Here is a 15,114-nt window from a genome sequence, read left to right on the forward strand (position 1 = left end):
TTAGCCTACTACTGCGCCCATCTGGAAAATCGGTAAATACATGGCAATCACCAAGCCACCTACTAATACACCGAGCACTGCCATAATCATAGGCTCCATCAAGCTAGTTAGACCATCAACGGCATTATCGACTTCGTTTTCATAATATACTGCTACTTTATCAAGCATCTCTTCTAAGCTACCAGACTCTTCACCGATGCCAACCATTTGAATAGCCATACTTGGAAATAAATTAGTAGAACGTATTGAAAACTGTAGCTGTTGACCAGTAGAAACATCATTTTTGATTTGCTGAGTGGCATTATAAAATACAACATTATTGGTTGCACCCGCTGTAGAATCGAGGGCATCAATAAGCGGCACGCCTGCAGCAAAGGTCGTCGATAGTGTACGAGCAAAACGCGCAATAATCGCTTGATAAGCGATATTGCCAAATACTGGAACCTTTAAAACCGCACGGTCTAAAAAGTCACGGAATTTCTTAGAGCGTTTTTTCGCCTCTGAAAAGCCAACGATAGTACCGCCGATAATGATGATTAAAATAAACCACCACGCCTGCATCCACTCAGACATATTGACAACCATTTGGGTAAAAGCAGGCAGCTCTGCACCAAAAGATTCGAATAAATCTGAGAAAACTGGAACTACTTTTATCAATAGAATCATGGTGACAATGATAGCGACTACGATGACTGCAATAGGATATTTTACTGCTTTTTTAATTTTAGATTTGAGTAATTCACTTTTTTCTTTATAGGTCGCGACGCGTTCAAGCATGGTTTCCAGTGCACCTGACTGCTCACCAGAATCGACGAGTGAACAAAACAGATCATCAAAATAACGCGGGTGCTTGCGTAATGCTGAAGCAAAGGTTCCACCCGCTTCAATGTCAGATTTTATTTGTAATACCAAGTCTTTCATACTGGGGTTATCAAGTGAGTCAGCAACAATCTCAAAGGATTGGGTCAATGGCACGCCCGCTTTCATCATAGTAGCCAATTGACGGGCAAAAATAGCAATATCCATGGGTTTGATGGATTTCTTGAAAGTGTAAAGCGGCTTCGGTTTTTTCTTAATACCTTTGACGCTGATACCTTGTTTGCGTAAAGTCGCTTTTGCTAACTCTAAACTACGGCTGGTGGTCTCCCCTTTTACTTTTTGTCCGCGTCGATTCACCCCATCATAGACAAAGTCTAACAGCATGTCGGTCTTCGCTTTTGCCATGTTACTACCCTCAAAATATTGTCTAATATAGATATTGCAAAGATGTACAACGATGCCTGACTAATTACATAAAAAAGGCATACTTTATTTTAACGTAAAAAACCAGTATAACTCTGTTTTATATTTAAGTATATCTGGTAGGGATTATTGCTAATTTATAAAAGTCTGTACGATTACCACCCATCATATAAGTCCTCATATAAATAATGGCATTATTCATATAAGAGTGATTCTGAACTTTCGACTATACTTTTCACCATCGCACTGACAAAGACTGCTTTTTAGATAGCTAAAGATTAAAAAGTAGTTGGTTAGTCGCTTTGAACGTTCCCTTTCAGCAATCAGCAGTGCTTTTTTCTGTGCGTATTTGACCTGTAAAAAAGCAAACATCCTTACTCGGAAGTAACGCGCATCATTTCTTGAATACTGGTTACGCCTTGCAAGACTTTTAAAATGCCAGAGCGACGCAGGTCTCGGAAGCCATTTTTAAGTGCAGCGTCTTTAATATCTATCGCGTTACCGTCTTCCATAATGATGCGTGAGATATCAGGGCTGACTTTCATGACTTCGTAGATACCGACTCGTCCTTTATAACCTTCACGGCATTCATTACAGCTACTGGCTCGTGAATGATATTGTCTGGATTGTCCAAATCGGCGTCTGTAAAGCCGAGCTCAAGCAGACTTTGCTTAGGGATGTTAATAGGTTTTTTGCAGTTTTTACACAAACGTCGTGCTAGGCGCTGGGCGATAACCAAGTTCACTGAAGTCGCGATATTAAAGGAGGCCACACCCATGTTACGCAGCCGCGTCAGTGTTTCAGGTGCTGAGTTGGTATGTAGGGTTGAGAGCACCATATGCCCTGTTTGCGCTGCTTTAATTGCAATTTCAGCAGTTTCAAGGTCACGAATCTCACCAACCATGACAATATCAGGATCTTGGCGTAAAAAAGATTTGAGGGCATTTGCGAAAGTTAGACCCACTTTTGGATTGACGTTGACTTGATTGATCCCCTCCAAGTTAATCTCCACTGGATCTTCAGCAGTGGATATGTTGGTCGCGCCAGTATTTAAAATATTAATACCAGTATAAAGCGACACGGTCTTACCAGAACCAGTTGGTCCCGTGATAAGCAACATACCTTGCGGTTTATGCAGTGCCTCTAAAAACATATCTTTCTGATCAGGTTCATAACCGAGCGCTTCAATACCCAACATCGCTGAAGAAGGATCCAAAATACGAAGTACAAGTTTTTCGCCAAATAGGGTAGGCAGACAGCTTACTCGAAAGTCGATGGCTTTATCTTTAGATATCTTGAGCTTGATACGTCCATCTTGTGGCACACGGCGCTCTGAAATATCCATCTGCGACATGACTTTTAAACGGGCCGCAATTTTCCCAGCCAGTTGTACAGGTGGATTGGCCATTTTTTGCATCACCCCATCGACACGAAAGCGAACGCGATAGGTTTTTTCATAGGGTTCAAAGTGCAAATCAGAGGCGCCCATACGAATGGCATCAACCAGCATTTTATTAACAAATTTTACAACAGGTGCTTCCTCGACGCTATCACTAAGCTTGGTCTCGCTTTCCTCTTCTTCACCTTCATCAAAGCCAATATTTAAATCGCTATCAGAGAAGCTATTAAAATTTTGCATGGTATCAGCGTAAAGACTTTCAATACGCTTTTTTAACTTATCTTCTTCGACGACAATAGTTTCAATAGACAGCCGTGAATTAAAAGCAATAGCGTCGATTGCATCCACACGAGTTGGATCACTCAATGCGACGAATAAACGCTGTCCTCGTTTGAATAGTGGCAACGCATTAAATTTACGAACGATTTTTTCATCTACTAAGTCTTTTGGAATGACATCAATATGTAAGGCATCAAGATCGAAAAGAGGATCACCAAAAGCTTGTGACAACATCTGCGCAAGATGATAAGCATCTGCCAATTTATTGTCGACTAGGTAGGGCACTAGTCCTACTTGTTGCTGTTGCGATTCGGTCTGCGCGATTTTCATATTCGCTTCGCTGACGATACCTTCGCTGATTAGCTGGTGCGCTAAACCACCATACTTGCTCGTGGTGATAGACATTACGACTTCTCCTTAATACCCAATATGCTATATATTTGTCTGAAATCCATATACTTCTGAGAGCCACTTACTATTATAATTTTTAACAGAGACCTGCTATAAGTCATTGTTAGCCTTTGGGCTATCATTAATAACAGTCAATGCAGAGATGCTCTTACAAGAGATCTAGCAGAGAAAGCGTTTTAATAGTGTAGGTCATCAGTAGCTTGGTCGTTAGATTGGTGATAATGTTCTGTTATATATAGACACAATACTATAAAACATTACTTTAGTTTAAAGATTTTATATGGACGATTGAGTGCTTGACCCAAAAAATCATAGCTTGAGACAATGTCTAGGGCGTGTCTTCAATTCAATAGACTATTTTCTAAATAGGCTAAATTCTGCCAAACATCGTCAAATAGCCTATCAATATCTCGATAATATTTGTGCTGCTTTCCTTGTTTGACAGTAATTTATCTCATTTTTATCATTATTTTTTAGAGTGAGGACACGCCCTAGTAAATATTTGCATTGACTGTCTGTTTTTCTGCTGGCGGCAGCATACTATAGCACTTGGGAATTATTTGTTATACTGGCGCGCATATTAGCCAAATTGGCAAGAATAGATGAAACAAGGTAGATGAGTATGCAAGCTTGGGTAATTGGTAATTGGAAACAAAATCCAGCAACGAGTCACGACGTCGATTTATTGTTGAATAATTTGTTGAATAATTTGTTGACTATGATTGATGCTAAAGAGCAAGCCGACACAGAACGGTCAAATAGTCGCTGTCAGTTGATGGTGGCACCAAGCTGTATTCATCTGGCAGCTGTCAGTGCGCGTTTAGCCGGTAGTTCGATATTGAGTGCAGCGCAAGACGTCAGTGCGCATAGTGCCAGTGTTGGCGCTTATACGGGTGAATGCTCAGCACAGCAAATAGCAGACGCTGGGGCAACTTGGACGATACTGGGTCATTCTGAGCGTCGCCAGTATCATAGCGATTCTCACGATACGTTATTGCAAAAAGTGACTCACGCACTCACCCAAGGTTTGGGCGTGGTATTTTGTATTGGTGAAACTCAGGCTCAATATGATGATAAGCAAACCCTTGACGTAATTGACACTCAGTTATCAGTAATAAAAGAAGTGATTACTACCCAACCAGATCTCATATCATCACTATCTAATCGACTGATCATTGCTTATGAGCCAGTGTGGGCGATTGGTACTGGCAAAGTCCCAACCGTGAGCGAAGTCAGTCAAACGCATCAGCATATTAAGCAAACCATCACAGGCTTTGCAGAATCACTAAAGGTAATGAGTGTGTTATATGGTGGTAGTGTCAATGCGGATAATGCCGATAGCTTTGCCGCAGATCCTATGATTGATGGGGCATTGGTTGGCGGCGCATCATTAAAGGTAGAGAGTTTTTTGGCAATTGCCAATGCCTTTAGTCGAGCTAAAGACTAGTCAATAAAGATAAAACGTGCATTTCATGGCGGTCTCGATTATAAAATGTCTTTATCAGTTGGCAAAAGTAGGTTTAACAGTGCCCTTGCAATCGTGTACAATGCGCCTTATTTATATAATCGATTTGGCAGCATTACCCGTCAATTGCTATTCCTATTAACCGTAAGATTTATTTTCCGTTATCAGTCGTCATTACGCGGCAAAAGAGGCCACCATGTTTACGTTTATATTAGCCCTGCATATTATCGTGGCGATTGCCATGATCGGCTTGATTTTGATACAGCATGGTAAAGGGGCAGACGCTGGAGCTTCTTTTGGCGCTGGCTCGTCAGGTACGGTCTTTGGTGCGGCAGGAACAGCGAACTTTTTAACGCGTGCGACAGCAGTCTTAACAGTGATATTTTTTATCACCAGTATGACGCTAGCCGTTCATGCGCGCAAACAGGCTGAAGATCAGTTCCGTTTAGATGCACCTGTGTCAGCACCACAAACGCCGCGTCCATTGACACAGAATTCTCAATAACTGTACTTTAAAGACACTTGCCTTTACTAGCTGTCTTTAGTCATTGCCTTTTAATTGAGGCAGCTCTTGCTATTTTGAGGCGTTAGATTTACAATGCTTTTCTGTTTTAGCAGTCTGATTCTATCGATGCCTACCTTAAGCATCTATTATGATAGATTAGATAGCAATAATAGAGCAGTGAAAAATGCGATTGTGGTGGAATGGTAGACACGCCATCTTGAGGGGGTGGTGGCGCAAGCTGTGGGGGTTCAAGTCCCCCCAATCGCACCAAGTTTTTAAAGTTGTAACGTATTGAGTGCGGCGTTAGTAATATAGGTAAGAAATTTAGTTTAATTTATTTAAAATAAAGATTGACACTTATATAAAATCTCCCTATAATACGCACCATAGATTGATGCGGGGTGGAGCAGTCTGGTAGCTCGTCGCTCATAACCCGAAGGTCGTTGGTTCAAATCCAGCCCCCGCTACCACTTTTTATACTGATGTTTTGTACACTAAATTTGTCAGTAACGATTAGCCACCATTATGTTTGTGGGTTTTTTTGTATCTGATGGTCAGTGGTATCGCGGTATCTATCCTACTTATGCTAAGCTCTAGCTCTAGTTCTATAGAGTGCGATATTATTCGTTATTGGTTGTCACCTGCCGCTATCGGCGCGCTGCTTCTTAAGCACACTATCCTTTATTCCTCACTCTTTTATCGATAGTACTGCTTTGTGAATAATAAAAGCATTGTCTGGCTGAGCTTGATGTTTTTTGTGCTCATCCCTATATAAGCGCATATCATATAAAATAATATGTTTGTGATTTAAGATAATATAATGACTGTGTCTCTTACTAATAAATAAACTCCATGAGTGAGCGACAATTACGCGGTTTACTAAGTACGATAGATACGTGAATAGGAAAAGATAAATAGATTATGAAGCTTTCAACCAAAGTTACAGAACTAACCAATATTATTGCTCCTGCCGTCGCGGCTTGCGATGTGGCATTATGGGGTATCGAGTTTGCACCGCAAGGCAATCGCTCTTTATTACGCATCTATATTGAGGCATTGCCAGAAGAGCAGGCTCAAAATAAACAAGTAACCATTGAAAACTGTGCAGCAGTGAACCATCAAGTGAGTGGTATTCTTGAGGTTCATGATCCGATTGCTGGTGAGTTTATCTTAGAAGTCTCTTCACCAGGTTTCGACCGTGCATTCTTTTCCGATGAGCAGATGCATGCCTATGTTGGTCAAACCGTCAGCTTGCGTTTAATACAAGCGATTGGTGAAGGTGATCAAAAACGTCGCAAAGCGACAGGTACTTTAGATAGTATCGATGCAAATGTCTTAAATCTGACATCAAGCGATGGTCAGCAGTTTGAGATTGCACTGAGTAATATTGATAAAGCCAATTTGATTTATGAAGATGCCTAAGCTTTTGTACAGCTTGGTTTGATTTGAAAACTTGAAGTAACAAATCATCCATCAGCATTTTAATATCCAAACAGCTTATATAGCTTACGGTGAAAATATAATAGCAATACATAAATTATAAAATTTAAGTCAATTAAAAATGATAGGACAGGTATAGCATGAGTCGTGAAATCTTAACGGTAGTAGAAACTGTCAGTAATGAAAAGGGCTTAAATCCTGAAGATATCTTTGAAGCGATAGAAGATGCTTTGGTGGTATCGACTAAGAAAAAAGTATACACCGAACAGCCAGAAGTGGCAGTACGGGTTGCTATTGACCGTACAACGGGCGATTATGATACTTATCGTTACTGGACAGTGGTTGCAGATGAAGACCATGAAATGCCGGCTTGTCAGCTAGCCATCAGCGATCTTGATCCAGAAGAATGGTCAATCGGTGATGTCAAAGAAGAACAGATTGAATCGATTGAGTTTGGTCGTATTGCTGCGACGCAAGCCAAACAAGTCATCATCCAAAAGATTCGTGAAGCTGAGCGTAATTTAGTAGCAGATGCTTTTGAGCCACGTGTTGGCGAGATGATGTATGGCGAAGTCAAGAAGCAGACTCGTGATGGCTATATCATTGATCTAGGTGACAATGCCGAAGCTATTTGTCACGTGATCAGATGCTGCCGCGTGAGCAATTACGTGCAAAATCACGTATCAATGCCATTTTGTATCATGTAAACCGTGAAAACCGCGGCGCTCAGTTGCTACTGTCTCGTACTCATCCTGAAATGCTTTCAGCATTGATGCAAAAAGAAGTGCCTGAAATTGCCGAACAAATTATTGAAATCCGCAACGTCGCGCGCTTGCCGGGTACTCGTGCTAAAATAGCTGTGAAAACCAACGATCATCGTATCGATCCAGTTGGTGCTTGTATTGGTATGCGTGGTACACGTATCCAAGCCGTACAGCAGGAGCTTGATGGCGAACGCATTGATGTGGTGGTATGGTCAGATGATCCAGCACAGTTCATTATCAGTGCTTTAGAGCCAGCTGACGTCAGTAGCATCATCTTGGATGAAGATACGCAAACGGCTGATATTATCTTTAGCACCAATGATCAGTTGGCGCGTGCGATCGGTTCACAAGGTCAAAACGTACGTTTGGCGTCTGAGCTAACGGGCTATAAGCTTAATATGATGCTAGAAGAAGAATATCAGCAGCGTCAACAAAACGAATCGAAAGCCTTTATCGAATTATTCTATGAACGTTTAGAAGTGGATAAAGACTTAGCGCAAGCACTGGTCGATATTGGTTTTACCAGTATTGAAGAAGTGGCTTACGTACCAGTTGAAACCTTTTACGATATCGAAGGTCTAGACGATGAAGCGATTGAGATGATTCAAGAGCGTGCAAAAGAAGTCGTCATCGCTGATGAGCTGGTCAAACAACAGAACATGAAAGAGCCAAGTCAAGAGCTACAAGAGCTTGAAGGTATGACAGTCAATTGGGCTTATAAAATGGCACAAAAAGACATTATTACCGTTGATGATTTGGCAGAACAAGCAGTCTTCGATCTCGAAGATATCGAAGGTTTAGACTCTGAAACCGCAGGAAAACTCATCATGAAAGCTCGGGAATCTTGGTTCAATGAATAAGCGGTAACTGCATATCGCTGTCTTTTAGTGATATGCTATCGATAATAAAGTGCTGGTATGAACGCAGTACCAATACCAGCCTTACCCCAATCATTTGTAGCCAACAACTGAATTGAACATATAGCAAATAATAGACAGTAGGTGATAATAAATGGCAGATAAGACCGTCAAAGAACTGGCAGATATGGTAGGCAAAACCGCAAGTGCTGTACAACAGCAATTGGTAGATGCTGGACTGCCTGCTCGTGCAGAGGGTGACCTAGTCACTGAGCTTGAGCAAGAGAAGTTGGTGACGTATTTAAAGCAAAGTCATGGTCAGCAAGAAAAGCGTCGTATTAGTCTTAAATCTAAGACAACTAGCACTGCGCGCGTGACCGGCTCTTCAGGTAAATCTAAGAGCGTCAATGTGGAAGTGCGTAAAAAGAAAGTATTTGAAAAGCCTGATCCAGAAAAAATGGCTGAAGAGTTGGCTGCGCGTGAGCAAGCGATGATTGAGTCGCAAGCGCGTGCTGCTAAAGATGCTGAAGAGCGTGCTGCTACTAAGAAAAAATCTGAAGAACGTCAAGCTGCAACCTTGGCGGCAATGCGTGCAAGCTTAGGCTCTAGCAAAAAGTCAGATGATAAAAACGACGATATCTCAACCTCAGTGGTTGTGAAAAAAGGTGGCAAAACCACTGTCGAAGTCAAACCTAAAGACCAACCGAAGAAAAAAGTTGCAGCGACGAAACCGAAAGTTGAAACGGCAGTTGAGCGTAAAGCGCGCGAAATGCGTGAGAAAGAAGAAGCTCGTTTACGTGAAATCGAAACAGAAACACGCCGCGCTCAAGCTGAAGAAGCACAGAAACGTACGCTTGAACAAATGCGTAAAATGGCTGGAAAATATACAGATCAGCCTGCTTCTGAAGTTCGTAAAGACGAGCCACTAGCAGAAGGTTTGGTTGGTGATGCCTTAGAAGAATCGTTTGAAAAAGAACGTCGTGAAATCAAGCGTGGCACCAGTAGTACTAGTGCTCGTGGCCGTGGTCGTCGTAAGAATCAAGATGAGCGTGAGATCAAAAACCGTAAAAACGGTTTGCGTTCAACGCAAGCATCACAGCATAAGTTCGAAAAGCCTGTTGAAAAAATTGTTTACGATGTTGAGATTAGTGAACAAATTACCGTTGCAGATCTTGCTCAACGTATGGCAGTTAAAGCGCGCGAAGTCACCAAATTGCTTATGAAAATGGGTGAGATGGCTCGTGAGTCAGATACGATTGATCAAGCGACAGCAAGTTTGCTCGTTGAAGAGATGGGTCACAATCCAGTACTGGTTAGTGATACTAAGGTTGAAGACGATCTACAAGACGCCGTTGATGAGCGTAGCAGTAACGTTCAAACTCGTCCGCCAGTCGTCACAATCATGGGTCACGTCGATCACGGTAAGACATCATTACTTGATAAAATTCGTGAAACAAAAGTGGCAACTGGTGAAGCAGGTGGTATTACTCAGCATATCGGTGCTTATCACGTTAAAACCGATCGTGGTGTGATTACCTTCCTTGATACTCCAGGTCACGCGCCTTTAGTGCTATGCGTTCACGCGGTGCACAGGCGACTGATATTGTTGTGTTAGTTGTGGCCGCTGATGATGGTATGATGCCGCAAACAGCAGAAGCTATTGATCATGCCCGTGCTGCTGGTACACCAATTATCGTTGCAATTAATAAAATGGATAAGCCAAGCGCTGATCCAGATCGCGTCCTTAATGAATTAACTGCTAAAGAAGTTGTTTCAGAAGAGTGGGGCGGTGATACCCCAATGGCTCGCATCTCAGCCAAAACTGGTGATGGTATTGATGAGCTGTTAGAACTTATTAGCCTACAAGCTGAACTAATGGAGCTAGAAGCACCGTTAGATGGCGCTGCTCAAGGTGTGGTCATTGAATCAAGACTTGAAAAAGGGCGCGGTCCAGTTGTTAGCGTCTTAGTTAAAAAAGGTACATTGAAGCAAGGCGACTTGGTCTTGGCCGGCGAGCATTACGGTAAAGTTCGTGCGATGACTGATGAACATGGTAAGCGTATTCAATCAGCAGGTCCTTCTATCCCTGTAGAAATTTTAGGCCTACCTGAAACACCAGCAGCTGGCAGCGAGTTCTTAGTCTTAACCGACGAGAAAAAAGCTCGCGAAGTGGCAGAGTTTAGAAGCAACCGTGAGCGTGAGCGTCAACTTGAACGTCAGAATGCCATGCGTTTAGAAAGCATGTTTGATCAGATGGAACAAGGCGATGTGTCATTCTTGAATATCGTATTGAAAACCGATGTTCGTGGTTCGCTTGAAGCACTGCTTTCTGCATTGAATGAGCTATCAACTGATGAAGTTAAAGTCAGAGTAATCAGCTCAGGCGTCGGTCCTATCTCTGAATCTGATGTGACACTTGCAGAATCTAGCGAAGCGGTATTGTTAGGTTTCAACGTTCGTGCTGATGCGACCGCACGTCGCAAAGCGGATGCCGCCAACATGGATATCCGTTATTACAGCGTTATCTATGGTTTGATTGATGATGTCAAAGCAGCTATGAGTGGTATGCTTGCGCCAGAACATCGTGAGAAAATCCTTGGTGTTGCAGACGTTCGTGAAGTATTCCGTTCTAGTAAGTTCGGTGCTGCTGCTGGTTGTATGGTGGTTGAAGGTACAATTTATCGCAACAAACCGATCCGCGTATTGCGTGATGACCAAGTTATCTTTACCGGTCAATTGCAATCATTGCGTCGCTATAAAGAAGACGTTAATGAAGTACGTACTGGTATGGAATGTGGTATGGCTGTTCGTGGCTATGATGTCGAAGCTGGCGATAAGATCGAAGTCTTTGAAATCCAAGAGTTTGCACGTACTATCTAACGTTACAGTTCGATAGCAGGATATCTAATCATGCAATATGCTTAATCAGCTGAGCAGGTTAGTATCTTCTTAATATCTAGCTGTACTTAGGCCTAACAGGTACATCCTGCTAGGCCTTTTTTACCAACTATTAGTCCTAAAATTTGTTAATGAGCCAATATATCAATCAGTGAAAATAAGCCATATTAAAGTAAGGTAAAAATATGAACCAACGTCTACAACGCTTAGCCGACCAAATTCAGCGTGAGCTTGCTGTTCTCATCCGTGATGCAGTCAATGACCCTCGTTTAACTGGTTTTGTCACTATTTCTAGTGTCAAAGTTAGTCCTGACTTAGGATATGCTGATGTCTATGTCACCATCATGGAGCCTGAGCTTAATGATTCCATGAATAAGACCAATCATGAAGAGAGTATCAAAGTACTTAATAAAGCGGCGGGCTTTTTGCGTACTGAATTGAGCCATAGTCTCAAAACACGTACCACACCACGCTTGCGTTTTCATTATGACGAAGTGACTGCTCGTGGTAATTACATGATGGATTTAATCAGTAAAGCAGTTATTAAGACTGAAGAAAATGAGTCTGACGAGCAAGAAAACGAAGAGTAGAAGGGTAAAAGTCGTTATGTCTATCGCATCTACGCAAGCGGATAAAAAGTCTAGTAATCACTTTAACAAGATTAAAGTCTCGGGTGTTATTTTAGTCGACAAGCCTCAAGGTATGACCTCTCAGCAAGTCGTATCGAAGGTGAAGTATCTTTTTAAGTCGCCAAATCATGACAGTAAAAAAGCGGGGCACACAGGGACACTTGATCCAATGGCAACCGGTCTATTGCCGATTTGTATGGGTGAAGCGACGAAATTTAGTCATTATCAGCTAGATGCAGATAAATCTTATCAAGCAACTATTCTACTTGGTGGTCAAACTGATACTGGTGATGCCGATGGTCAAATCGTTGCACAAGCACCCATTCCAAAATTTGATGATGTACTTTTAGACAAAGTCGCCCAGCAGTTTTTAGGTGTTCAGCAGCAGATACCGCCAATGTATTCTGCACTAAAAAAAGATGGCAAAAAACTCTATGAGTATGCTCGTGCGGGAATTGAGGTAGAACGAGCGCCTAGAGATATTGTAATCAAGGCCATTGATCTAAAAGCGCTTAATCATGAGAAAATTCAATTGACAGTGACCTGTACTAAAGGGACTTATGTGCGTGTACTCGGTGAAGACATCGCCAAAGCGATGGGTACATTGGGGCATTTGACTGCATTACGCCGTACGCAGGTTGGTGATTTTAAAATCAATGATGCGATTACTTTGTCAGACTTGGAAGTATTAGCGTTTGATAACAGGCAAGAGCAATTGATGCCAGTAGATGCTTGCATTAATATAGAAGCTGAGATGGTATTGACGGATGAGCAGTGTGAGCGTATACACATGGGTCAACGTTTGAATGTATTTGAGCAACTGACAGACAGTCTGCGCGACTATATTTCAACTAGTATCAGCCATCAGTCGTCTGTGTCAGAAAACAACGATATACATCTAGATAGTGATATGGTTAGTAGTAACGATGACCAACAACCCTTGATCCATGAGATTCCAGTTGATATTCGTTTGATAAATCAGCAAGGTCAGTTTCTTGGATTGGGTGCCGTAAGTCTCAACGGTAGATTGCAGCCTAAAAAATTAATCCAGCGTTAATGTTACGGTTCTTGTATAACCCTCGTTTAAACACGATTTAGCTTACTAATAGTTTACACTAATCACATATCCTCACATTTTATTGCAGGTTTCACCTATGGTGGAACCTGTTTTTTTGTACTTTAGATCTACCGGATAGGAAGTCTGGATAGAAAAATAAATCGAACTAAGACTCTAAGAATAAGAACATAAAAAAATAATAAGATAAAAAGTCATATATCAAAAATAAAAACTAGGTTCGAAAGAGAATATTTAATAGGAACAAGATGGGTCAGAGGAAGACTATACAGCCAATAATAACAACGACTCATAAAAATAAAGTATGAATAATAAAACAACTAAAAGAAAATCACTCATAACGAGAAAAGGAATATCATGAAAACCATCGCTTTTTTACTACACAATAACTTCGAGCAAGCAGAATACGAAGAGGTTAATAATCAACTCAAAGATAAAGGTTACAAGACACTTCTTATAACCACAAATAAAGAAAAAGAAGTGCAAGCCATGCAGCAAGATGTAGACAAAGGCGACACCTTTATTGCTGATATTTTTGCAAAAGACGCAAGCATTTCTGATTATGATGCGTTGGTACTACCAGGTGGTACTGTCAATGCGGATACGATTCGTGGCAATGAAGAGGCTCATAGTATTATCAATGCTATCAATGATGCAGGCAAGCCATTAGCTGTCATTTGCCATGCTCCTTGGGCACTTATCAATACAGGTATTGCCAAAGGTAAAACGCTCACTGCTTATCATACGCTGCAGATAGATTTAGAAAACGCTGGTGCAAAATTTGTAGATCAAACAGTACAGGTAGACGGTAATTTGATTACCTCACGTAATCCAGATGATATCAGCAATTTCGTTGATGCTATTGATAAGGCATTATCTTAATTTTTCTACCCATTTACTGAATAATTAATTATTTATATTTCTTAAACGTTCACAACCGTAACTGAGGAAAATATTATGTCAAATTCTAATCCAAACGATACCAAGCTTGAGCAACAACGTTCTGAGTCAGCAACTGCAGCGCTTAAAAGCCAAACTGAGAACAATCATACTGAAGATAGTGAAGCCGCAGCAGATCGTATTGCGGACAACCTAGGAAATGCTAAAGAAGACAAGTAGAGTACGTAAAGTGTCATCCATAATAAGGTGACACTGATATATTTGCTTATCATCTCAATATCACTGATGACATTTGCATCTCAATGTAAAAAGTATAAAACAGCTACTTCAAAAAATAATAATTCAGGAGCTAATATGAGTAATTCATTGAATAACATGAATGAGCAAGAAAAAGAGATTGAAAGGCTTGCAGAAGACATCAATCCTAGCGAGCATGCTACTCCTGATAGTTTAGCAGAAGTTACCACAGCTGCACCGCTTGAAGATGATGAACTAGGCGGTAACGCGACGGAAGATGACGTCAAGAAATAAGCAAATTCTATTGCCTATTGACGGATGATTTAACTATAAAAAATAAATCTGACTTTACAAGTATTATGAAAAACTGCTGCTAGTTCAGCAGTTTTTTGTTATAATCACTGTCACATTTACATTAGGTTGAGATAAGACATCGTGCTTCATAGGCTGTCCAAAACGGATAGTTATATTAAGTGCTCTCTCATCGCAACTTATCCTAAATGGTCGTTATGACTAATTAGCTTGTCGTACACTAGGTCAACTCTAGTAATGCAGGGTTGTCCTGAATGACGTGCAGGTTATTTTATTTACTATTCTACTGCTTTAGATCTTACTCAAATTCGAGAATGTCTTAAAGCTTTTAGCATTGCCGGAGATATTCATGCTAACTAATACCGATCGCGAACAAATCATTGCTCAATACCAACGTGGCGAAAATGACACTGGTTCTCCAGAAGTTCAAGTAGCTCTATTGAGTGCTCGTATCAACGATTTGCAGAACCATTTTAAAGCACATAAAGCTGATCATCATAGCCGTCGCGGTCTTATCCGTATGGTTAACACGCGTCGTAAATTGCTTGATTACCTAAAAGGTAAAGATCTTGGTCGTTACACCACGCTTATCAGCCAGTTAGGTCTACGTCGTTAATCTAACGACAATAGTACGAGCGGATGCTAAGATAAAAGAAGCCATCATATGGTGCTATTCTAGAAGTTTTGCTGAATCGCTTGGA

At 41.3% G+C, this 15,114-nt stretch carries 10 protein-coding genes, 1 tRNA gene and 3 pseudogenes; 12 read left to right on the forward strand and 2 right to left on the reverse strand.

Going from position 1 to position 15,114, the window contains the following annotated elements; genetic code table 11:
- Window positions 1-1,224, reverse strand: coding sequence for a type II secretion system F family protein (locus TT12_RS11050; protein WP_045454865.1), 1,224 nt, complete (start codon window positions 1,222-1,224; stop codon window positions 1-3).
- A 392-nt stretch (window positions 1,225-1,616) separates the two neighbouring features.
- Window positions 1,617-3,325 (reverse strand): annotated as a pseudogene (pilB, locus tag TT12_RS11055) (type IV-A pilus assembly ATPase PilB).
- Between the two features lie 628 nt (window positions 3,326-3,953).
- Between pilB and tpiA the strand changes: the two are divergent.
- The 12 genes and pseudogenes from tpiA to rpsO all read left to right on the forward strand — a co-directional run bounded on the left by tpiA (window position 3,954) and on the right by rpsO (window position 15,029).
- The gene (tpiA, locus tag TT12_RS11060; RefSeq protein ID WP_201606003.1) at window positions 3,954-4,778 is read left to right on the forward strand and encodes a triose-phosphate isomerase; all 825 of its coding nucleotides are present in this window, start codon (window positions 3,954-3,956) and stop codon (window positions 4,776-4,778) included.
- A 214-nt stretch (window positions 4,779-4,992) separates the two neighbouring features.
- The gene (gene secG, locus TT12_RS11065; protein WP_045454869.1) at window positions 4,993-5,301 is read left to right on the forward strand and encodes a preprotein translocase subunit SecG; all 309 of its coding nucleotides are present in this window, start codon (window positions 4,993-4,995) and stop codon (window positions 5,299-5,301) included.
- Window positions 5,302-5,487: 186 nt separating this feature from the next.
- A tRNA-Leu gene (locus TT12_RS11070) sits at window positions 5,488-5,571 on the forward strand.
- Between the two features lie 651 nt (window positions 5,572-6,222).
- On the forward strand, window positions 6,223-6,723 hold the full coding sequence (rimP, locus tag TT12_RS11080) for a ribosome maturation factor RimP (protein ID WP_045454872.1): 501 nt from the start codon (window positions 6,223-6,225) through the stop codon (window positions 6,721-6,723).
- 158 nt (window positions 6,724-6,881) lie between these two features.
- Window positions 6,882-8,365: pseudogene (gene nusA, locus TT12_RS11085) on the forward strand (transcription termination factor NusA).
- Between the two features lie 151 nt (window positions 8,366-8,516).
- Window positions 8,517-11,242 (forward strand): annotated as a pseudogene (infB, locus tag TT12_RS11090) (translation initiation factor IF-2).
- Between the two features lie 203 nt (window positions 11,243-11,445).
- A complete protein-coding gene (locus TT12_RS11095; RefSeq protein ID WP_045443024.1) occupies window positions 11,446-11,850 on the forward strand; it encodes a ribosome-binding factor A in 405 nt (134 codons plus the stop codon).
- Between the two features lie 16 nt (window positions 11,851-11,866).
- Window positions 11,867-12,946: a tRNA pseudouridine(55) synthase TruB gene (gene truB / locus TT12_RS11100; RefSeq protein ID WP_045454875.1), complete on the forward strand. Its 1,080-nt coding sequence runs from the start codon at window positions 11,867-11,869 to the stop codon at window positions 12,944-12,946.
- A 375-nt stretch (window positions 12,947-13,321) separates the two neighbouring features.
- On the forward strand, window positions 13,322-13,846 hold the full coding sequence (locus TT12_RS11105) for a type 1 glutamine amidotransferase domain-containing protein (RefSeq protein WP_045454877.1): 525 nt from the start codon (window positions 13,322-13,324) through the stop codon (window positions 13,844-13,846).
- Window positions 13,847-13,921: 75 nt separating this feature from the next.
- Complete coding sequence (locus TT12_RS15635; protein ID WP_157292328.1) at window positions 13,922-14,083, forward strand: hypothetical protein; 162 nt, start codon at window positions 13,922-13,924, stop codon at window positions 14,081-14,083.
- Window positions 14,084-14,218: 135 nt separating this feature from the next.
- Window positions 14,219-14,395 (forward strand): hypothetical protein, encoded by a 177-nt coding sequence (locus TT12_RS15640; RefSeq protein WP_167541661.1) that lies wholly within the window; start codon window positions 14,219-14,221, stop codon window positions 14,393-14,395.
- Window positions 14,396-14,762: 367 nt separating this feature from the next.
- Window positions 14,763-15,029, forward strand: a complete 267-nt coding sequence (gene rpsO / locus TT12_RS11110) for a 30S ribosomal protein S15 (protein ID WP_045443035.1) — start codon at window positions 14,763-14,765, stop codon at window positions 15,027-15,029.
- The last annotated feature ends 85 nt before the right edge of the window (window positions 15,030-15,114 follow it).

This window comes from Psychrobacter sp. JCM 18903 (assembly GCF_000586475.1).
In the GTDB taxonomy this organism is placed as follows: domain Bacteria; phylum Pseudomonadota; class Gammaproteobacteria; order Pseudomonadales; family Moraxellaceae; genus Psychrobacter.

Coding starts and splice junctions, on each gene's coding strand:
- TT12_RS11050 (WP_045454865.1), bottom strand. CDS start 1,224: ATGGCAAAAGCGAAGACCGACATGCTGTTAGACTTTGTCTATGATGGG.
- tpiA (WP_201606003.1), top strand. CDS start 3,954: ATGCAAGCTTGGGTAATTGGTAATTGGAAACAAAATCCAGCAACGAGT.
- secG (WP_045454869.1), top strand. CDS start 4,993: ATGTTTACGTTTATATTAGCCCTGCATATTATCGTGGCGATTGCCATG.
- rimP (WP_045454872.1), top strand. CDS start 6,223: ATGAAGCTTTCAACCAAAGTTACAGAACTAACCAATATTATTGCTCCT.
- TT12_RS11095 (WP_045443024.1), top strand. CDS start 11,446: ATGAACCAACGTCTACAACGCTTAGCCGACCAAATTCAGCGTGAGCTT.
- truB (WP_045454875.1), top strand. CDS start 11,867: ATGTCTATCGCATCTACGCAAGCGGATAAAAAGTCTAGTAATCACTTT.
- TT12_RS11105 (WP_045454877.1), top strand. CDS start 13,322: ATGAAAACCATCGCTTTTTTACTACACAATAACTTCGAGCAAGCAGAA.
- TT12_RS15635 (WP_157292328.1), top strand. CDS start 13,922: ATGTCAAATTCTAATCCAAACGATACCAAGCTTGAGCAACAACGTTCT.
- TT12_RS15640 (WP_167541661.1), top strand. CDS start 14,219: ATGAGTAATTCATTGAATAACATGAATGAGCAAGAAAAAGAGATTGAA.
- rpsO (WP_045443035.1), top strand. CDS start 14,763: ATGCTAACTAATACCGATCGCGAACAAATCATTGCTCAATACCAACGT.